Genomic DNA, 18,063 nt, shown 5'->3' on the forward strand with positions numbered 1-18,063 from the left:
CTCTCAGCCAGTAGCAGTGAACAGGCTAACGACTACTCCGGGAGGCGGAGTTCCAGGTCGGGGCGTGCCGTGACCCCGGTCAGGCCGATTCCGGCCAGCAGCGCGGCGACCTCGCCGATCCCGGGGAGCTGGGCCTCGGGGTCGATGTCGTGCCACGGGGCGAGCACGAAGGCCCGCTCGTGGGCCCGGGGGTGCGGGAGGGTGAGGACGGGGTCGTCGGAGACCACGTCGGCATAGGAAACGATGTCGACGTCGATGGTGCGGGGGCCCCAGCGCTCTTCGCGGACGCGGTCGAAGGCCTCCTCGATGGCCTGGCCGCGCTCCAGCAGCGAGGACGGCGGCAGCGTGGTCTTCACCGCGATGACCGCGTTGAAGTACGAGGGCTGCGAGCCGGGCTCGACGCCCCACGGCTCGGTCTCGTAGACGGGGGAGACGGCCTTGACCCGCAGGCCGGGGGTGTCGCCGAGGGCGTCGATGGCGCCCTGGAGGGTCTCCAGCCGGTTGCCGAGGTTCGCGCCGAGTGCGACGACGGCCCATTTCGGGTTGGACAGCGTCACGTCCGCCGCGTCGACCGCTTCGACGACGGAGGCGGGTACGGGCTGGACGGTGGGATCGCTCTGGGCGGTCATTCCGTTGTTCATGCGCGGCTCCGGGTGATCGTGATGGTCACGTCGTCGAAGGGGACGGTGATGGGTGCGTCCGGCTTGTGGACGACGACCTCCACCTGTGCCACCGCTTCGTGCTTGAGGCACTGCTGTGCGATCCGCTCGGCGAGGGTTTCGATCAGGTCGACGGGCTCGCCCCGCACCACGTCGACGACCTCCTCGGCCACCACGCCGTAGTGCACGGTCTTGGCCAGGTCGTCCCCGGCCGCGGCCGGGCGGGTGTCGAGGTGCAGTACGAGGTCGACGATGAAGGTCTGGCCCTCTTCGCGCTCCCGGGGGAAGACGCCGTGGTGCCCGCGAGCCTTGAGGCCGCGCAGCGCGACACGATCCACGCGAATCACTCCTGCTTTCGTAGGTGCTTCCGGTCCCGGGACTCCCCGGGGCCATGGGCCTACGCCGAGTGCGGTCGGCGTCGTCCGCCTTCGAATTTACCTGCGACGGAGCTCGGCCCCCGCCCTTGGGGTCAGTCGGTGCCCTCTTCTTCCTCGTCATCGGAGTCCGTGAGCACCGGAGAACCGTGGTGGGACCAGAGGAGCCACCCCTGCGGTGTGCGTCGGAACACATTGGTGGCGACGACCAGCTGACCCACCAGCGGGCCCAGCTCACCGCCGTCCTCGGCGGGTCCGCCGCTCAGGATGTTCTCGGTGCACGTGACGAGCGCGGTGTCACCTATCAGCGCCACTTTGGTGTCGGTGAGGAAGAACTGGATGTACTCGGTGTGGGACATGATCAGCGCGTACGAGCGCAGTACCTCGCCCCGACCCGAGAGCACCGGCCAGCCCGGGTGGACGCAGGAGATCTCGTCGTCGAGCCAGAGCGCCGACAGGGCGTCGAAGTCTCCCCGCTCCATGGCCTCGTAGAAGGCCGCGTTGGCCTCTTCGACCGCTTCGATGTCGGTACGGCTCACCGTGCCCCTTCCCAGTACGGCCGGCGGAGGTCCGTCCGGCGGATCACAGTGCCCCTTCCACGGCGCGGGCCACCCGAACCGCGTCCGCGGTCGCCCGTACCTCGTGCACCCGCACGGCCCAGGCGCCCTGGTGGGCGGCGATGGCCGAGACGGCGGCCGTGGCGGCGTCCCGTTCGCGGGCCGGCGGTGGCGCGGTGTCGGCCGCGCCGGCCAGGACCCGTCCGAGGAAACGCTTCCGCGAGGCGGCGACCAGCAGCGGGAAGCCGAGCGCGCGCAGCTCGGGCAGGCGCGCGACGAGGGCCAGGTCGTGCTCGGCGTTCTTCGCGAAGCCCAGGCCCGGGTCGACGACGATCCGCTCGGGGGCGATGCCGCCGGACACGACGGCGTCGATGCGGGCGCGCAGTTCGGCGGTGACCTCGCCGAGGACGTCCTCGTACACGGCGAGGCTGTTCATGCCCTCGCTGAAGCCGCGCCAGTGCATGACCACGAAGGGCACCTCGGCGGCGGCGACGGCCGGGATCATGCCGGGGTCGGCGAGCCCGCCGCTGACGTCGTTGACCAGGACGGCGCCCGCCTCGACGGCCCGGGCGGCGACGGCCGCGCGCATGGTGTCGACGGAGACGGCGACGCCCTCGGAGGCGAGGCCGCGGACCACGGGCACGACCCGGCGCAGCTCCTCCTCCTCGTCGACGCGGGAGGCACCGGGGCGGGTGGACTCACCGCCGACGTCCACGAGGTCGGCGCCCTGCGCGACGAGGTCCAGGCCGCGCTTGACGGCCGCGGTGGTGTCGAACCAGCGGCCGCCGTCGGAGAAGGAGTCCGGGGTGACGTTGACGACGCCCATGACCCCGCAGCGGTCCCAGTCGGGCAGCCCCGTCACCCGGCCCCTGGCGGCGGCTCCGCGGTTGTTGTTCATGGGTCCCAGGGTAGAGCCCGCACCCCGGGGGGTCCCTCCACGGGAGCCGGGGGCCGCTCCCGCCCGGGCGGAGAGCGGCGGGGAACGGCGAAGGGCCCGGCGGGGGTGGTGCCGCCGGGCCCTTCGGTGCGTGCCGCGCCCGGTCGTGCGTCAGGCGGGCTGTACCTCGCGCTCCGCCTGGGCCGGAACCTTGGTGGAGGGCTGCTCGTGCGCGCAGGTGCGGACCGGCTTGGGGCGGCGGCGGGCCGCGAACAGCCGGGGCAGCGCCAGCGTCACGAAGCCCTCGGCCTGCATCGCGGCGAAGCCGATGCGGGGCAGGTCGCGGGTCTGCCGGAACACGACGAAGCGGGGCTCCCAGCGCGGGCGGAACTTCGCGTTGAACTTGTAGAGCGACTCGATCTGGAACCAGCGGGAGAGGAAGACCAGCAGCCCGCGCCACATGCGCAGGACCGGGCCGGCGCCGATCTTCTCGCCGCGGGCCAGGGCCGAGCGGAACATCGCGAAGTTCAGGGAGACCTTCTCGATCTTCAGCGCGGGGGCCGCCTCCAGGGAGGCCACGATCAGCAGCTCGTTCATGCCGGGGTCGGCGGCGCGGTCGCGGCGCATCAGCTCCAGCGACATGCCGTCCTTGCCCCACGGAACGAAGTGCAGGACGGCCTTCAGGTCGCCGAAGGGACTGGTGTCGCCCTCCTCGACGCGGTGGGCGGTGGCGATGTAGCAGTCGCCGTCGCCCGGGTCGCCGACCCGGCCCAGCGCCATGGAGAAGCCGCGCTCGGTGTCGGTGCCGCGCCAGGCTTCGGCGGCTCCGCGCACCTGCTCCAGCTCGACCTCGGTCAGCTCGCTGACCCGGCGGACCTTGGTGGTGTAGCCGTTGCGCTCGATGCGCTTCACCATCTGGCGGACGTTGCGCATGGCGCGGCCCGCGAGGGAGAAGTCTTTGACGTCGACGATCGCCTCGTCACCCAGTTCCAGGGCGTCCAGCCCCGTCTCGCGGGTCCAGACCTCGCCGCCGGTCTCGCTGCATCCCATGACGGCGGGGGTCCACGAGTGGGCCTTGGCCTCCTCCATGAACCGCTCGATGGCGCCGGGCCAGGCCTCGACGTCGCCGATGGGGTCGCCGGAGGCGAGCATCACGCCGGAGACGACCCGGTAGGTGACGGCGGCCTTGCCGCTGGGGGAGAAGACGACGGCCTTGTCGCGGCGCAGCGCGAAGTGGCCCAGGGAGTCGCGGCCGCCGTGCTTGGCGAGCAGCTCGCGCAGCTGCGTCTCGTCGTCGGCGGTGAGGCGTGCGGCCGGGTGCTCGGGGCGGAACGCCAGGTAGATGGTCGTCAGGGCGGTCAGCATGCCGAGGGCGCCGAGCGAGTAGCCGACGGTCCAGGACACCCGACCGGCGTAGTCGACGGGGCCCTCGAAACCGAAGAGCCCGTAGACGACGTGGGTGATCTGCTCGTACAGGCTGGGCCGGCCGACGACCTTGCCCGGGTGCACGTTGACGATGACCAGGCCGAGCCCGATGGAGCCGGCGCTCATCAGGACGAAGTTCGCGAGCGCCTTCCAGCGGCTGCGCGGGTCCGGCAGTGCCTTGAACTCACTCTGGTGGCGCAGCAGCAGTGCGAGGAGCACCGCGGCGATGACCACGCCGATGATCGAGTGCCGGTACGTGAACTGTGCGACCGCGCCCGCGGGCAGCAGGACGACGGAGGCCCGCCAGGCCCGCCGCTTGTGCCGCTTGAGGCCGTGGGCGAGCAGCAGCAGGAGCACGCCCGCGCTGATCGACATGGCCGCGGCGAAGGGGCCCAGCGAACCGGGCAGCACTTCGGTGACCGCGTGGATCCGGCTGTGCCGGAAGCGGGGGAAGACCCCCGCCGCGATGTCCAGAAGGCCGACGATCATGACGGCCGTACCTACGAGACCGGGCACCGACTCCGGCCGTGGACCACGGAGGATTCGGCGGACCCTGCTCGGAACCTGTCCCGACTTATCGCCATCTATCCTGCTAGACATCGCTTCCCGTTGCTCCGCGAGAGATCATGTGGCCGAAGGCCGCGACAGCCTCCGGTGTGTGGTGCGTCCATTAGGACGACGTCGACGAGGAGCGGGTTCACTCTTCCGTCGGAAATTTCCAGTCCTGCCATCAGAAAGTCGACTGACTGCTCATGGGTCTCACCAGTAATACGGTTCTGGCGTTGGCCATCGTCGCCGGTGTGCTGCTGTTCGCGGCCACGGTGTGGTTCTGGCCGAAGCTCTCGGGCCGCACCTGGCGTTCGGTCGCCGGCCGCATCGGTCTGCTCCTCGCGACCCAGCTGGCGCTGTTCTCGGCGATCGGGCTCGCGGCCAACAAGTCGTTCCTGTTCTACGGGTCCTGGGCCGACCTGTTCGGCCAGGAGACGTCCATCGGCAAGGTCGTCGACCACTCGATGAGCAGCAAGGACATCAAGGTCGTCGACAAGCAGAAGTTGGACGTGCCGGGCGGCGCCAAGCCCCAGGTCGGTGGTCAGATCCTGAAGGTTGCCATAACCGGGCAGAAGTCGAAGATAACGAGTCCCGGCTACGTGTGGCTCCCGCCCGAGTACTTCCAGCCACAGCACAAGGACCAGAACTTTCCCGCGTCGATCGTGCTGACCGGCTACCCGGGCACCGCCGAGAACCTGATCAAGGGGCTCGACTACCCGATGAAGGCCTTCAGCCTGTCGAAGGCGGGCAAGATGAAGCCGATGATCCTGGTCATGCTGCGGCCGACCATCGCGCCGCCGCGCGACACCGAGTGCGTGGACATACCCGGTGGACCGCAGACCGAGACCTTCTTCGCGCAGGACCTGCCCAAGGCCATCCAGGAGACCTTCCGGGTCGGTGACAAGCCGCAGAACATGGGCTTCATCGGGAATTCCACGGGTGGTTACTGCGCCCTGAAGATCGCCGCGCACTACCCGCAGACCTTCGGTGCCGCCGCGGGTCTGTCCGCCTACTACGACGCCCCGAACGACCCCACCACCGGTGACCTGTTCCAGGGTGACGAGAAGCTGAAGAAGCGCGCGGACGTGCTGCACACGATGGCGGGCAGGAAGCCGGCCGGAACCTCGTTCCTCGTCACCAGCAGCGAGAAGGGCGAGCCGAACCTCGGCGACACCCGCAAGTTCATCAAGCTGGTCAAGGGACCGGACCGGGTCTCCTCGATCATCCTCGACAGCGGCGGCCACAACTTCAACACGTGGCGCCGCGAGATCCCGCCGATGCTCACGTGGATGAGCGGACGCATCCAGGCCTGAGGCCGGTGCGCGGACACGACGTGGGGGCCCGGCCGGGGGAAGGCCGGGCCCCCACTTCGTGTCCGGCACGGGGTGCGCGGTCCGGGCCCGGTGGCCGGCCGCCGGCCCCGGCCCCGACCGTCATCGCGCTTCGTGCGGCCGGGATTCGCGCAGGGCCTGGTGGACGGCCTCCGGGGTGAGTACGCCGACCAGCGCGCCGGAGTCCGGATCGGTGACGCCGAGCCGCCCCGAGTCCTCCTGGAGCAGGGCGGACAGCGCCTCGCGCAGGGAGGCCCCGAGCGACACGGAGGCGGCCGGGGCCGCGCCGTCGACGGGGGCCAGGACGGCCTCCCCGACGGGGGTGACGGCGAGGCGGCGCAGCCCCCGGTCGGAGCCGACGAAGGAGGCCACGTACGGGGTCGCGGGGGCGGCGAGCACCGCGGCCGGGCGGGCGAACTGCTCGATGGTGCCCGTTCCGTACACGGCGATCCGGTCGCCGAGCCGGATGGCCTCGTCCAGGTCGTGGGTGACGAGCAGGATCGTCTTGCGGACCGTCCGCTGGAGCGTCAGGAACTCGTTCTGGAGCCGCTCGCGCACCACCGGGTCCACCGCGCCGAACGGCTCGTCCATCAGCAGCACCGGCGGATCGGCGGCCAGCGCGCGGGCCACTCCGACGCGCTGGCGCTGCCCGCCGGACAACTGCTCGGGGTAGCGGCCCCCGTAGACGGACGGGTCCAGTCCGACGAGTTCGAGGAGCTCGGCGGCGCGGGCGCGGGCCTTGGCCTTGGGAGTGCCGATCAGCTGAGGGACCGTCGCCGTGTTCTCCAGCACCGTCTTGTGCGGGAACAGGCCGACCTGCTGGATGACGTACCCGATGCGGCGGCGCAGCTCGACCGGATCGGCGGCGGCGATGTCCTCGCCGCCGAGCAGGATCCGCCCGGACGTCGGCTCGATCAGCCGGTTCACCATCTTCATCGTGGTCGTCTTGCCGCAGCCGGACGGGCCCACGAGGGTGACCAGCTCGCCCTCCGCGACCTCGAAGGACAGGTCCTCCACGGCCGTCGTCCCGTCGGGGTACCGCTTGGTCACGTGCTCGAATCGGATCACCCGACCATCCTCGCGCACCCGGCCGGCGGTTTTGGCGAAGCGATTGTCAGGAGAGTGTTGCGGGACTGCGAAGCTTTCCGGCCATTGTGGGCGTCGGGGGTTATGGTCGCTCCTGGATTGTCGACCGGTTCTTGGGACATACGTTCGGTGAGGGGGTGAGGGGCGGATGGCCGGACAGAGCTGTCTCGTGGCGAACGACTGGCTGTGCTGGGAGTACGTCACCTCCCGCTCGCAGGAACTCACCGACGCCACCGTCGAACACGTCTGGATCACGGCCCTCTCGGTCCTGATCGGCGTCGCCGTGTCCGTGCCGCTGGCGCTGCTGGCCCGTCGCGGCCGGCACTGGGCGGCGCCCGTGCTCGGTCTGACCACCCTCCTCTACACGATCCCCTCCCTCGCCATGTTCTCGCTGCTGCTGCCGCTCTTCGGGCTCTCGGCGGCGCTCGTGGTGACCGGGCTCGTGCTGTACTCGCTGACCATCCTGGTCCGCAACGTGATCGCCGGCCTGGAAGCCGTCCCCGAGGACGTACGGGAAGCCGCGCGCGGCATGGGCTACGGCCCGGCCCGCCTGCTGTGGCAGGTCGAACTGCCGCTGGCGCTGCCCGCCCTGCTCGCCGGGGTACGGATCGCGACCGTCTCGACGGTGGCGCTGACCACCGTCGGCTCGATCGTCGGCAAGGGCGGACTGGGCAACCTGATCGCGCCCGCCGTCAACAGCTCCTTCAAGGCCCAGGTGCTCACCGCCTCCGTGCTGTGCGTGCTGCTCGCGCTGGTCGCGGACCTGCTGCTGCTCGGCGTGCAGCGGCTGCTGACGCCGTGGACCCGGGCCGGGCGCACCACCCGTACCTCCCGTACGTCCGGCGGCTCCCGCGGCTCCCGTACCGGCGGGCCCGCCCTGCCGGCGTCCGTGAAGGGGGCCTGAGGCCGTGGGCGTGCTGACAGGGGCCTGGGACTGGCTGGCCGACGGGGCCAACTGGGCCGGCGAGAACGGCGTCTGGCACCGGCTCGGCGAACACGTCTACGTCAGCGGCATCGCCCTCGCCGTCGCCTGCGCGGTGGCCCTGCCCGTCGGCCTGTGGCTCGGCCACATCGGCAAGGGCGGCGCCCTCGCCGTGAACGTCTCCAACGTCGGACGGGCCATCCCCGTCTTCGCGGTACTGGCCCTGTTCATGGTGTCGCCGCTGCGCAGCGCCGGTTACCTGCCGACCATCGTCGCGCTGGTCCTCTTCGCGATCCCGCCGCTGCTCACCAACGCCTACGTCGGCATGCGCGAGGTGGACCGGTCGGTGGTCGAGGCCGCCCGCGGCATGGGCATGTCCGGCCGGCAGCTCTTCCTGCGGGTGGAACTGCCGCTCGCACGGGACCTGGTGATGACGGGCCTTCGCTCGGGCGCCGTCCAGGTCATCGCCACCGCCACGATCGCCGCGATGGTCGGGCAGGGCGGCCTCGGCCGGATCATCACCGCCGGCTTCAACACGTACAACACGGCGCAGGTCGTCGCGGGCGCCGTCCTGGTCGCCCTGCTGGCCCTGCTGGTGGAGGGCGGGCTGATCGCCGCCGACCGGCTGCTGCTGCGCCGCCCGGCGGTATCGCGCTGATCCGACCGTGCCGGCGCGCGGCACACCCCTGTCCGTTCGAACGTTTCCCCTGAAGGAGCTTTGATGATCAAGTCCACGCGCATCCTCGGCGCGACCCTGGGCGCGGTGGCCCTGACCGCTTCGCTCACCGCGTGCGGCGGTGACAGCCTGGAGAAGACCAAGGACGGCGGCTCCTCCGCCGCCGCGTCCTCCTCCGAGGGCGGGGCCAAGGGGAAGCTGGTCATCGGCGCGGCCGGGTTCACCGAGTCCAACGTGCTGGCCGAGCTGTACGCGCAACTCCTGAAGGACGCCGGCTACGGCACCTCGATCACCACGGTCAACAACCGCGAGCTGTACGAGCCGTCGCTGGAAAAGGGCGAGATCGACGTCGTCCCGGAGTACGCGGCCACCCTCGCGGAGTTCCTGAACGCCAAGGTGAACGGCCCCGACGCGCCGAAGGACAAGCCGGTCGCCTCCAGCGACGCGACCGCCACGGTCGCGGCCCTGGAGAAGCTCGCGGCGCCGCTGGGCCTCAAGGCCCTGCCGGCCGGCGAGGCGGTCGACCAGAACGCCTTCGCGGTCACCAAGGAATTCGCGCAGAAGAACAACCTGAAGAGCCTTTCCGACCTGGGCAAATCCGGAATCAAGGTGAAGATCGCCGCGGGTGACGAATGCGCCGTCCGCCCCTTCTGCGCACCGGGGTTGGAGAAGACGTACGGAATCTCCGTCGCCGGCATCGATCCCAAGGGCGTCGGCACCCCGCAGGCCAAGCAGGCCGTCAAAGACGGCGTCGACCAGCTGGTGTTGACCACCACCACGGACGCCACCCTCGACAACTACGGTCTGGTCCTGCTGGAGGACGACAAGAAGCTCCAGAACGCGGACAACATCCTGCCGGTCGTCAACGCCAAGGACGCGGGCTCCCCGGAGGTCGCCGAGGCCCTCGGCAAGCTCACGAAGGCGCTCACCACCGCCGACCTCGTCGAGCTGAACCGGAAGGTGGACGCGGAACGGGCGAAGCCGGCGGACGTCGCGAAGGCCTACCTGGAGTCCAAGGGACTCCTCAAGAAGTAACAGTTACCTCGTTGATGGGAAATTGTGGGGCAGCCGCCCGGTAAGAGTTTGCCGGGCGGGTATCCCACCGGCCGCCCACGCCCTGTAAATTTCTGGCCATGCCCCGTGGACGCCACCGCAATCCCGAGCCCCTGCACCGACTCCTCACGCCGACGGCCGTCGCCGGGGTTTCCGTCGCCAGCGCCGGCGCGGCCTGGCTCCTGGCGGAACCGCTCGCGCTGCGCCTGCTCGTGGCGCTGACCGCGGTCGCCGGTGTGGGCGGCGCCGTCCTCATGCGCTCCTGGGACCGGGCCGCCGGCCGCCGGGTCGCCGAACTGGCCCGGGAACGGGTCAAGGACGAGTGGAAGACGGAGGAGCGGATAGCCGAGCTCGAATCCGATCTGGAGGAGGCGCGCGCCCTGCGCGCCAAGCTCGACACGAAGCTCCGCGCCAAGCGCGTCGAACTGGCGGGCCTGCGCGGCGAACACGCCGCGCTGCTGCGCCGGTACGCCACCGCCGAGACCGAGCGCGCCGGCGCGCTGGAGAAGCGCCGACTGCTGGCGATCGAGGCCGCGACGGCCCAGAGCGGCGAGACCAAGCAGCTCCCGGCCGTGTCCGAGGAGCGCACCAGCAGCGGCGCGCCCACCCCGGTCGGCTACGCCCGCGCCCACGCGGCGATGACCGCCCTGGTCCGCCGCGCGGAGCGGGGGCCGTCAGGGCCTGCCGGGCCGGCAGGGCCTTCGGGGTCTGCCGACTCCGCCGGGACGGCCGGTTCGGCCGGGTCCGCCGGGACGGCCGGTTCGGCCGGGTCCGCGGCGGGCCGGGCGCTCACGGCCGGCGCCGCGCCGGTCGCCGAGAACCACTCCCGTCCGGCCGGCTCCCCGGCGCCGACCCCGGCGTCGGCATCGGCGTCGGTCCCGCTTCCGGCGCGCAGGCCGGCCGCGACGATGGCCCCGTACGCGGCCCAGCGCCGCTCCGCCTCGCGCGTCGAGGGCGGCTTCGACTTCTTCGGCACCAAGAACGCCGAGCAGGCCCGCGCCGTCATCGAGTCCGTACAGAACGAGGACCTGGCCGACGTGGTCGGCGCCGAGGCGCTCGCCGCGCACAAGGCGGAGTCCGTACGAGCCGACGCGGGACCGGAGTTCAAGCCGGTCACCGCCGAACAGCGGGCGCTGGGCCAGGTCATCGACCTGACGGCCCACGACGAGACCGAGCCGATCGACGTGGTCCAGCTGCGCACAGCGATCTCCTAGGCCGCCCCTCCGGCCGCCCCTCCGGCCGGGCCGCTCTCAGCGGAGCGCGTCGAACCAGCGGACGGTCTGCGGGGCCGAGCGGATCGCCGTGACGGTGTGGTCGGCGTCGGCGCCCTGGTCGACGAGCTTCGCGCGGACCCCGTGGCGGGCCAGGTCCTGCGCGCAGGAACGGGCGTTGGCGATCGGCACGTCGGTGTCGGCGGAGCCCGCGTAGAGGCGTACGGGTACGGCCGGCTTCCAGTCGCAGAAGCCGTCGTTGGCGTCCAGGACCGCACGCAGGGCCCCGCGCGGGTTGCGGACGTTCTCGGCCCACTCCGGAGTGAGGAGCTCCTGGGGGGTCGCGGGCAGCGCCGCCGCGATCTCCTCCGGCCGGTGGTTCCCGTCGAACAGGCCCTCCACGGTCCGCGCCCAGGGGGCCCGGAAGACCTCGGAGGGGTCCTTGTAGAGCGGGTGGATCCGGTTCTGCGCGGTGAGGAAGTAGGAGAGGTAGAAGACGGCGGTGGCCGGGGCGACGCTGCCGTCCGCGATGCCGGGCATCTCGGCGCCCAGCAGGTCGTGCGGACCCGCGATCGGGGCGAGGGCGCGCAGGCGGAAGCCGTCGCGGCCGCGGGAGAGTTCGCGGCCCACCGCCATGGCCACCTGGCCGCCCTGGGAGAAGCCGGTGGCGTACACGTCCCGGGTGACGGGACGGCCCAGCCGGTCCGCGGCCGTGCGGGAGGCCTTCAGCATGTCGAGGGACGCCGTGACGGACGAGCGGGTGTCCATGTACGGGTGGCTGCCGGTGCCGCCGCCCAGACCCAGGTAGTCCGGGGCGGCGACGGCGCGGCCCGCGGAGGCGTGCAGGTACGGGATGAGCCGGTTGTACCCGGTGGCGCCGGACGGGGCCTGGTCGCGGGTGGGGACGGTTCCGTGGTGGTCGGCGACCAGGTCGAGGCGGTGCGGGCCGCCGCGCGGCAGGACGAGGAGCCCGGTGGCGGTCGTGGCGCGGCCCCGGGGGTCGACGGTGGCGTAGCTGAGCCGGTAGGCGTCGATGCCGAGCCGGACGGTGCCGGCGTCCATCCCGAAGCCGGTGAGTTCGGCGGCGACCTGCTCGCGGTCGAGGCCGCCGAGCGGGACGACGGAGATCAGGGTGCCGCGCGCGGCGGCCCGGTCGGCGGTGGCGGCGTCGCGCTCGGCCCCGGTGGGGTCGGCGAGGGCGGCCGGGGCGGCGACGCCGCCGAGTACGGCGGCGAGTACCACGGCCGCCGCGCCGCGCCTGAGCCACTGCTTGCGGGTCCGGGGTCCCGTGTGCGTCGTTGTCATGCCCCGAACGCTAGGCGCGGGGCGCGGGTCGGTGACATCCCGTCACCACCCCTGCGGGGGCGGGGGAAAGCCCCCCGCCGGGGGTATGGCCCACACCGGCGGAGCCGCCGCCGACCGGGGGCCGGGGTCGGCTCGCGGGGGGCGGTTGCGGGGCCGTGGAGTGCGAGCCCGGGCCGACTACGGGGGCGGGGGCACGAGTACGTGACGGTCCGGTCGCCCGGGGCCGGCCACGGGTTCGGGGGGTGCGAGGCCGGGTCGATCCGGTCGCCGGGTGCCGGCCGCGGGGTGGGGCGCGAGTCCCGGGGTGGGCCGGCTCCGCTGCCGCCACGGAGCCGGGGCGACCGGGCGCCCGGGGTGACCGGGCGCCCGTCAGAACAGCGGCAGCTGGCCCGGGAGGGGACCGAGGACCAGGCCGTCCAGGGTCGGGGCCGTCGCCCCGAGCACGACACGGGCGCGGGAACCGGGGCAGGACACCAGGCCGGCCCGGTCCCGGCCGGCGGGAGGGTCGTGGCGGGCGATCCGGCCGGCCGTCACGGCGCAGTCGCGGCCGCAGGCGGGGCAGGCCCGGCGGGGGGAGTGGGACATGCCCCCAGTCTGCCCTGCCCCGCCGACACCGGAACCGCCGACCGGACCGCGACCGATCCGGCCCCCGGTCCCGGCGACGGCTCCGGTGCCCGGTCCCGGTGGTGGGGCGGGCGCTGCGGGGCTCAGGCCCGGCGGCTCGCCAGCCAGGCTTCGTGGGCCAGGCTCACGCGGGACCAGAGCGCGGCCCGGTCCGTCGGGGTGAAGTCGTCCAGTTCCCGACCGAAGACGGCGGCAACCGTGTCGAAGTACTCGTCGGGCGTGGTCAGTTCCCGCTCCGACACCGGCTTGCCGGGCTCGACGCGCGTCAGGACCCGGCCGCGCAGCGCGTCGACGCCGTGCTCGTCGCGCCGCAGCAGCGCGCAGGTCCGTACGAAGCCGGAGTCCTCCGAGGTCGACAGGCGGACGTGCTCGGCCTCGAAGTCGGCCGTCGCGGCCGGGGCCCGCAGGAAGTTCATCACCGGGGCGGAAGCACCCTCGTTGAGGTACGTCCAGCCCGGCTCCGCGTCCGGCGCGGATTCCTCCAGGCGGTAGGTGGTGCCGCCCCGCACGTGCGCGCCGGCGCGCAGCGGCAGCGGCTCGTACGGTCCGTCGCCGAGGCCGGTCTCGACGAGGTACTCCTGCCCGTCGACCCGTACGGTCAGCGCCAGGTGGTCGCCGCTGACGTCACGCCGATGGGCCTCGGCCCGGTGCATGACGCCCCCGACGTGGCGGGTCACCTCGTACCCGAGGGTCTCCAGGAGCAGCGCGAAGGCGCCGTTGAGGTGGAAGCAGTAGCCGCCGCGCCCCTCCGCGATGCGGCGGGCCGACAGCTCGGGGTCGATGCCGGGCGGCCGGCCGAGCTGGATGTCGAGGTTCTCGTACGGAACGCGCTCCAGGTGGGCGCGCTGGAGCGCGAACAGCCCTTCCGCGGAAGGGGTACCGGGATCGGTGATGCCGAGTCGCCGCAGGTAGCCGGCGCGTATGCCAGAGGTCATCTCCGCACGATAGGACGCGCGGGCGCCCCGGCACGCGTCTTATCGGGCGATCACTTGTCGATGTCGCCGACGACGAAGAACAGCGAACCGAGGATCGACACCATGTCCGCGACGAGCTGCCCCGGCAGCAGCACGGCCAGCGCCTGGATGTTGTTGAAGGAGGCGCTGCGCAGCTTCAGCCGGTACGGGGTCTTCTCGCCCTTGGAGACGAGGTAGTAGCCGTTGATGCCGAGCGGGTTCTCGGTCCACGCGTACGTCGCCCCCTCGGGCGCCTTCAACACCTTGGGCAGCCGCTGGTTGATCGGCCCCGGCGCCAGCTCCGCCATCCGGTCCAGGCAGGCCACCGCCAGGTCGAGGGCGTTGTGCGTCTGGTCGAGCAGCACCTCGAAGCGGGCCAGGCAGTCGCCCTCGGTGCGGGTGACCACCTTCAGGACGTCCTGGAGGTCCCCGTACGCCAGGTAGGGCTCGTCGCGGCGCAGGTCGAAGTCGACGCCGGAGGCGCGGGCGATCGGCCCGGACACCCCGTACGCGTGCACCGACTCGGCGGACAGGACGCCGACGCCGCGGGTGCGGCCGCGGAAGATCTCGTTGCCGTGGACGAGCTTGTCGTAGACGTCCATCCGGGTCCGGACGTCGGCGATGGCCGCGCGGGCCCGCCCGAGCCAGCCGGCCGGGAGGTCCTCCTTGAGGCCGCCGACGCGGTTGAACATGTAGTGCATCCGGCCGCCGGAGATCTCCTCCATCACGGCCTGGAGCTCCTCGCGCTCACGGAACGCGTGGAAGATCGGGGTGATCCCACCCAGTTCGAGGGGGTACGACCCGAGGAACATCAGGTGGTTCAGGACCCGGTTCAGCTCGGCGAGGAGCGTACGCATCCACACCGCGCGCTCGGGGACCTCCATGCCGAGCATCCGCTCGACGGCCATGACCACGCCGAGCTCGTTGGAGAACGCGGACAGCCAGTCGTGGCGGTTCGCGAGCATCACGATCTGGCGGTAGTCGCGGGCCTCGAAGAGCTTCTCGGCGCCGCGGTGCATGTAACCGACCACCGGTTCGGCGCTGACGATCCGCTCGCCGTCCAGGACGAGCCGCAGGCGCAGCACACCGTGCGTGGAAGGGTGCTGCGGTCCGATGTTGAGCACCATGTCGGTGCTCTCCGCCGCTCCGCCGATGCCGACCGTGGTCTCCGTCATGGCCGCATTGTCTCAGCCCTACGCTGGGGGCATGGAAACCGGGACGCAGGGTGAGACGGCCCCGCCCGAATGGGTGGGGCTGCCGGGCGGGCTCCTCTCCATGCGGCGGCTGCTGCTGGTGGTCTGGACGCTGCTCCTCGCGGTGGCGACGGGTGTGCCGCTGGGCCTGCTCGTCGGGCCCGGGTGGGCCCTGCTCGGGGTGTTCTGGCTCGGGGTGCTCGCCTGGGGCTGGGTGATGCTCGGGCGGAACTGGCGGTCCTGGCGCTACGCCGAGCGGGCGGACGACCTGCTGATCAGCCGGGGCGTGCTGTGGCGGGAGCAGACCGTGGTCCCGTACGGACGGATGCAGCTCGTCGAGGTGACCTCGGGGCCGCTGGAGCGCCGCTTCGGCCTGTCCTCCGTCCAACTGCACACGGCCGCCGCGGCGACGGACGCGAAGATCCCGGGGCTGGTGCCGGCCGAGGCCGAGCGGCTGCGGGACCGGCTGACGGAGCTCGGCGAGGCAAGGTCGGCGGGCCTGTGAGCACACCGGCGGACGAGCCGGGGCCGGCGGGCGCCTCCGGCCCGGCGGACGGCCCGGCGGACGGCCGCCCGGCCGGCGGCGGCGTCGAGCGGCGGCTGCACGTCCTCACCCCGTTGCGCCGCGCCTGGGTCCCGATCGCCGCGACCATCGGCGTCATCGCCCAGCAGGGCGAACAGGCCCGGGAGTGGGTGACCGACCTGTCCCAGGGGCTGCGCGTGCTCTCCCTCGCCGGCCTGCTCCTCGTCTTCGGCGTGTACGGGTTCCTCAGCTGGTGGTTCACCCACTACTCCGTCACCGACACCGAACTGCGCATCCGCACCGGCCTCGTCTTCCGCCGCACGGCCCACATCCGGCTCGACCGGATCCAGGCGATCGACGTCACGCGCCCGCTGCTGGCCCGTGTCGCCGGGGTCGCGAAGCTGCGGCTCGACGTCATCGGCACCGACGCGAAGGACGAGCTGGCCTTCCTCGGCGAGGCGGACGCCGTCGCCCTGCGCGCCGAACTGCTCGCCCGGGCCGCCGGCTTCGCCCCCGCCGAGGCCGTCACGGTCGGCCAGGCCCCCGAACGGGAACTGCTCCGGGTACCCGTGGCGCAGCTGGTGGTGTCCATGCTGCTCAGCCTCGGCGTGTGGGCCGCGCTCGTCGGCGGGCTCGTCGGCCCCGCGCTCGTGTGGTGGTTCAGCGAAAGCTTCTGGGTGACCGTCGCCACGTTGGTCCCGATGGTCGGCGCGGTCTGGACCGGCAGCCTCGGCCGCCTGTTCACGGAGTACGACTGGACCGTCGCCGAATCCCCGGACGGGTTGCGCCTCGACCACGGGCTGCTGGACCGGGCCCACGAGACGGTCCCGCCGGGGCGCGTGCAGACCGTACGGATCATCGAACCGCTGCTGTGGCGGCGCCGCGGCTGGGTCCGGGTGGAGCTGTCCGTGGCGGGCTCCAAGAACGGGATCCTGGTCCCGGTGGCCACCCGCGAGGCCGCCCACGCCGTGATCGCCCGGGTGCTGCCGGGCGCGGACCTGGGGGTCCTCGCCTTCACCCCGTCCCCGAGCGCGGGCTCGCGGTGGGTGGTGCCGGTGTGGTGGAAGGGGTACGGGTTGGCCGTGTCGGCGGAGCTCTTCGCAGCCCGGCGCGGGCGCCTGTGCCGGCGTACGGAGATCGTTCCGCATGCGAAGGTCCAGAGCGTGCGCCGCTCGCAGGGCCCCTGGTCCCGGGCCCGCGGGGTCGCCGACCTGCACGTGGACACCGGCGCGAACGAAACCGTCACCGCCCGCCTGCGCGCCTCGGCGGAAGCCGCCGAACTCCTCGACGCCCAGGCCGTCCGCTCCCGCACCTCCCGCGCGACGGCCCGCCCGGACCGCTGGATGACCTGACGGCGGTCGGTCGGGTGGGGTCCGACCGGATCGCCCGGGCGGACGCCCGACCGTACGCGTAGCCGTACGCACACGGCCCGTTGAGCCGACCCGAATCAGCCGTGAGTGATTTTCGGCCAGAGGTCCCGGCCGGATGAAACCGTGTTTGTGTTCGCAACGTCCCTTCGGTAGACAGGGATCTACGCAAGTGACGCGACGACACGTCAGGGGTGGGTGGATGAAGTTCGACATGGGTGGCACCACGCTGTCCGACCTGGGCAAGGCCACGACGGGATCCAGTGACGACCTGGGCACGCTGATCAGGCTGCTGGTGGCCGCGGCGGACCCGCTGGAGGGCAAGTTCAACGGCGCCGGTCGGATCGCCTTCGACTCGTTCAAGCAGCGGTCGGACGCGATCACGACCGAGCTGAACGCCTCGCTGCGCGCGATCCTCGGCGGTCAGGCCGGCATGGACACCTCGTTCACCACGGGTGCCACCGAGCAGGGGGACAACGCCCACCAGAACATGGGCACCGCGAACTTCGACGCCGCTCGCTTCGGCGCGCGCTGAGCCCCGGGGGACTCGACACATGGGACAGAACCAGGACCGCACTTCGTACGACACCGGTGCCTCCGTGGAGGTGCAGGGCGGTCTGGCCGGGATCATCGGCCAGTTGGAGCGGGTGCTCGGCGACCGCGAGACGGCGGTGAAGGCGGCGATGGCCGAGTTCACGGCCGACGGTGTCTCCGACGAGTACCACGGCAAGGAAGCCCGCTGGAACAAGGCGGCGAACGAGGTGCGCAACATCATCCGCCTCGTGCGCACCACGCTGGAGCAGAACGACGCGACGGCGCAGGCGACGCTGCAGAAGGCCAAGGCGGCCGTGGACGGGATCGGCTAGCCGCTCGCTCGGACGGTTGCGGCTGACGCGGGGAATTCGGGAGAACGGGGGTAGGCCATGGACTGGGACATCAAACCGTCCGGCGTACAAGGGGTCGTGAACAAGACGGTCACGGCCGCCGGCGGCTTCCAGACGGCCGGCAAGTCGCTGCAGACGGCGCTGCCGGACGCGGCGAAGCACGCGGGAACCATCTCGGGCGGCGGGTCCACGGCCGGTGAGGGCGGCGGCATGGGTGTGATCGCCGCCGCGCTGGGCGGCCTCATGGACGCCCACGACCAGCGCCTCAAGTTCATCGGAGCCCGTACGTCGGCCTCCGTCAACGGGGCCATCGCGGCGACGACGGCGTACGTCCAGGGCAACCTGGAGCAGGCGGCCAACGCCCAGCGCGAGGCGCTGAAGGAGCCGAAGATCGACCTGCCGGGGGCGGGTCAGAAGTGACGGATCACGTACCGATCAATCCGTGCACGATCCCGCAGTTCACGGGTGACCTGGCCGCGTTGGAGTCGGACCGG

Annotated in this window: 20 protein-coding genes; 10 read left to right on the forward strand and 10 right to left on the reverse strand. The window is 72.3% G+C overall.

Annotated elements, in window-relative coordinates; translation table 11 throughout:
- Window positions 1-32: 32 nt before the first annotated feature.
- The 5 genes from folK to ACFY0I_RS36935 all read right to left on the reverse strand — a co-directional run bounded on the left by folK (window position 33) and on the right by ACFY0I_RS36935 (window position 4,492).
- The gene (gene folK / locus ACFY0I_RS36915) at window positions 33-641 is read right to left on the reverse strand and encodes a 2-amino-4-hydroxy-6-hydroxymethyldihydropteridine diphosphokinase (protein WP_388904012.1); all 609 of its coding nucleotides are present in this window, start codon (window positions 639-641) and stop codon (window positions 33-35) included.
- Window positions 638-997: a dihydroneopterin aldolase gene (folB, locus tag ACFY0I_RS36920; protein ID WP_351815760.1), complete on the reverse strand. Its 360-nt coding sequence runs from the start codon at window positions 995-997 to the stop codon at window positions 638-640. Before folB ends, folK begins: the two co-directional genes overlap by 4 nt.
- A 131-nt stretch (window positions 998-1,128) precedes the next feature.
- Window positions 1,129-1,572 carry a nuclear transport factor 2 family protein gene (locus ACFY0I_RS36925; RefSeq protein ID WP_281209751.1) on the reverse strand — a complete coding sequence of 148 codons (444 nt, stop codon included), beginning with the start codon at window positions 1,570-1,572 and terminating at the stop codon, window positions 1,129-1,131.
- Between the two features lie 43 nt (window positions 1,573-1,615).
- Window positions 1,616-2,488 carry a dihydropteroate synthase gene (gene folP, locus ACFY0I_RS36930; protein ID WP_385581876.1) on the reverse strand — a complete coding sequence of 291 codons (873 nt, stop codon included), beginning with the start codon at window positions 2,486-2,488 and terminating at the stop codon, window positions 1,616-1,618.
- Window positions 2,489-2,638: 150 nt separating this feature from the next.
- Complete coding sequence (locus tag ACFY0I_RS36935; RefSeq protein WP_388904013.1) at window positions 2,639-4,492, reverse strand: phosphatidylglycerol lysyltransferase domain-containing protein; 1,854 nt, start codon at window positions 4,490-4,492, stop codon at window positions 2,639-2,641.
- Window positions 4,493-4,644: 152 nt separating this feature from the next.
- On the opposite strand from ACFY0I_RS36935, the gene ACFY0I_RS36940 reads away from it, so the two are divergent.
- Window positions 4,645-5,754, forward strand: coding sequence for an alpha/beta hydrolase (locus ACFY0I_RS36940; RefSeq protein ID WP_388904014.1), 1,110 nt, complete (start codon window positions 4,645-4,647; stop codon window positions 5,752-5,754).
- 120 nt (window positions 5,755-5,874) lie between these two features.
- Here ACFY0I_RS36940 and ACFY0I_RS36945 read toward each other — a convergent pair whose 3' ends face one another.
- A complete protein-coding gene (locus ACFY0I_RS36945; RefSeq protein WP_388904016.1) occupies window positions 5,875-6,840 on the reverse strand; it encodes an ABC transporter ATP-binding protein in 966 nt (321 codons plus the stop codon).
- A gap of 166 nt (window positions 6,841-7,006) precedes the next feature.
- On the opposite strand from ACFY0I_RS36945, the gene ACFY0I_RS36950 reads away from it, so the two are divergent.
- The 4 genes from ACFY0I_RS36950 (at window position 7,007) to ACFY0I_RS36965 (ending at window position 10,723) form a co-directional block, all read left to right on the forward strand.
- A complete protein-coding gene (locus ACFY0I_RS36950; RefSeq protein WP_388904018.1) occupies window positions 7,007-7,762 on the forward strand; it encodes an ABC transporter permease in 756 nt (251 codons plus the stop codon).
- Window positions 7,763-7,766: 4 nt separating this feature from the next.
- Window positions 7,767-8,438: an ABC transporter permease gene (locus tag ACFY0I_RS36955; protein WP_388904020.1), complete on the forward strand. Its 672-nt coding sequence runs from the start codon at window positions 7,767-7,769 to the stop codon at window positions 8,436-8,438.
- A gap of 63 nt (window positions 8,439-8,501) precedes the next feature.
- Entirely contained in the window at window positions 8,502-9,491 is a 990-nt protein-coding gene (locus ACFY0I_RS36960) for an ABC transporter substrate-binding protein (RefSeq protein WP_388904022.1), read from the forward strand.
- A 98-nt stretch (window positions 9,492-9,589) separates the two neighbouring features.
- Complete coding sequence (locus tag ACFY0I_RS36965; protein ID WP_388904023.1) at window positions 9,590-10,723, forward strand: hypothetical protein; 1,134 nt, start codon at window positions 9,590-9,592, stop codon at window positions 10,721-10,723.
- 36 nt (window positions 10,724-10,759) lie between these two features.
- On the opposite strand, the gene ACFY0I_RS36970 is transcribed toward ACFY0I_RS36965, so the two are convergent.
- From ACFY0I_RS36970 to ACFY0I_RS36985, 4 genes are all read right to left on the reverse strand, one after another.
- On the reverse strand, window positions 10,760-12,025 hold the full coding sequence (locus tag ACFY0I_RS36970) for an alpha/beta hydrolase (protein ID WP_388904024.1): 1,266 nt from the start codon (window positions 12,023-12,025) through the stop codon (window positions 10,760-10,762).
- Between the two features lie 369 nt (window positions 12,026-12,394).
- The gene (locus ACFY0I_RS36975) at window positions 12,395-12,610 is read right to left on the reverse strand and encodes a hypothetical protein (protein ID WP_388904025.1); all 216 of its coding nucleotides are present in this window, start codon (window positions 12,608-12,610) and stop codon (window positions 12,395-12,397) included.
- 122 nt (window positions 12,611-12,732) lie between these two features.
- The gene (locus tag ACFY0I_RS36980) at window positions 12,733-13,584 is read right to left on the reverse strand and encodes an arylamine N-acetyltransferase (protein ID WP_388904026.1); all 852 of its coding nucleotides are present in this window, start codon (window positions 13,582-13,584) and stop codon (window positions 12,733-12,735) included.
- A gap of 50 nt (window positions 13,585-13,634) precedes the next feature.
- Window positions 13,635-14,777 (reverse strand): NADH-quinone oxidoreductase subunit D, encoded by a 1,143-nt coding sequence (locus ACFY0I_RS36985; protein WP_388904027.1) that lies wholly within the window; start codon window positions 14,775-14,777, stop codon window positions 13,635-13,637.
- A 31-nt stretch (window positions 14,778-14,808) separates the two neighbouring features.
- On the opposite strand from ACFY0I_RS36985, the gene ACFY0I_RS36990 reads away from it, so the two are divergent.
- The 5 genes from ACFY0I_RS36990 to ACFY0I_RS37010 all read left to right on the forward strand — a co-directional run bounded on the left by ACFY0I_RS36990 (window position 14,809) and on the right by ACFY0I_RS37010 (window position 17,989).
- Window positions 14,809-15,300, forward strand: a complete 492-nt coding sequence (locus ACFY0I_RS36990; protein WP_388904028.1) for a PH domain-containing protein — start codon at window positions 14,809-14,811, stop codon at window positions 15,298-15,300.
- Complete coding sequence (locus ACFY0I_RS36995; RefSeq protein ID WP_388904029.1) at window positions 15,297-16,670, forward strand: PH domain-containing protein; 1,374 nt, start codon at window positions 15,297-15,299, stop codon at window positions 16,668-16,670. Before ACFY0I_RS36990 ends, ACFY0I_RS36995 begins: the two co-directional genes overlap by 4 nt.
- A 217-nt stretch (window positions 16,671-16,887) precedes the next feature.
- Window positions 16,888-17,220 carry a hypothetical protein gene (locus tag ACFY0I_RS37000; protein WP_388904030.1) on the forward strand — a complete coding sequence of 111 codons (333 nt, stop codon included), beginning with the start codon at window positions 16,888-16,890 and terminating at the stop codon, window positions 17,218-17,220.
- A 19-nt stretch (window positions 17,221-17,239) separates the two neighbouring features.
- Complete coding sequence (locus ACFY0I_RS37005) at window positions 17,240-17,551, forward strand: pore-forming ESAT-6 family protein (protein ID WP_362878921.1); 312 nt, start codon at window positions 17,240-17,242, stop codon at window positions 17,549-17,551.
- A gap of 57 nt (window positions 17,552-17,608) precedes the next feature.
- Window positions 17,609-17,989 carry a DUF6507 family protein gene (locus tag ACFY0I_RS37010; protein ID WP_388904031.1) on the forward strand — a complete coding sequence of 127 codons (381 nt, stop codon included), beginning with the start codon at window positions 17,609-17,611 and terminating at the stop codon, window positions 17,987-17,989.
- Window positions 17,990-18,063: the final 74 nt, after the last annotated feature.

It is taken from the genome of Streptomyces sp. NPDC001568, from assembly GCF_042893755.1.
GTDB lineage: Bacteria > Actinomycetota > Actinomycetes > Streptomycetales > Streptomycetaceae > Streptomyces.

What these genes read in the sequence shown, in the direction of transcription:
- folK (WP_388904012.1), bottom strand. Translation starts at nt 641, where the DNA reads ATGAACAACGGAATGACCGCCCAGAGCGATCCCACCGTCCAGCCCGTA.
- folP (WP_385581876.1), bottom strand. Translation starts at nt 2,488, where the DNA reads ATGAACAACAACCGCGGAGCCGCCGCCAGGGGCCGGGTGACGGGGCTG.
- ACFY0I_RS36935 (WP_388904013.1), bottom strand. Translation starts at nt 4,492, where the DNA reads ATGTCTAGCAGGATAGATGGCGATAAGTCGGGACAGGTTCCGAGCAGG.
- ACFY0I_RS36940 (WP_388904014.1), top strand. Translation starts at nt 4,645, where the DNA reads ATGGGTCTCACCAGTAATACGGTTCTGGCGTTGGCCATCGTCGCCGGT.
- ACFY0I_RS36950 (WP_388904018.1), top strand. Translation starts at nt 7,007, where the DNA reads ATGGCCGGACAGAGCTGTCTCGTGGCGAACGACTGGCTGTGCTGGGAG.
- ACFY0I_RS36960 (WP_388904022.1), top strand. Translation starts at nt 8,502, where the DNA reads ATGATCAAGTCCACGCGCATCCTCGGCGCGACCCTGGGCGCGGTGGCC.
- ACFY0I_RS36965 (WP_388904023.1), top strand. Translation starts at nt 9,590, where the DNA reads ATGCCCCGTGGACGCCACCGCAATCCCGAGCCCCTGCACCGACTCCTC.
- ACFY0I_RS36970 (WP_388904024.1), bottom strand. Translation starts at nt 12,025, where the DNA reads ATGACAACGACGCACACGGGACCCCGGACCCGCAAGCAGTGGCTCAGG.
- ACFY0I_RS36975 (WP_388904025.1), bottom strand. Translation starts at nt 12,610, where the DNA reads ATGTCCCACTCCCCCCGCCGGGCCTGCCCCGCCTGCGGCCGCGACTGC.
- ACFY0I_RS36980 (WP_388904026.1), bottom strand. Translation starts at nt 13,584, where the DNA reads ATGACCTCTGGCATACGCGCCGGCTACCTGCGGCGACTCGGCATCACC.
- ACFY0I_RS36985 (WP_388904027.1), bottom strand. Translation starts at nt 14,777, where the DNA reads ATGACGGAGACCACGGTCGGCATCGGCGGAGCGGCGGAGAGCACCGAC.
- ACFY0I_RS36990 (WP_388904028.1), top strand. Translation starts at nt 14,809, where the DNA reads ATGGAAACCGGGACGCAGGGTGAGACGGCCCCGCCCGAATGGGTGGGG.
- ACFY0I_RS37000 (WP_388904030.1), top strand. Translation starts at nt 16,888, where the DNA reads ATGAAGTTCGACATGGGTGGCACCACGCTGTCCGACCTGGGCAAGGCC.
- ACFY0I_RS37005 (WP_362878921.1), top strand. Translation starts at nt 17,240, where the DNA reads ATGGGACAGAACCAGGACCGCACTTCGTACGACACCGGTGCCTCCGTG.
- ACFY0I_RS37010 (WP_388904031.1), top strand. Translation starts at nt 17,609, where the DNA reads ATGGACTGGGACATCAAACCGTCCGGCGTACAAGGGGTCGTGAACAAG.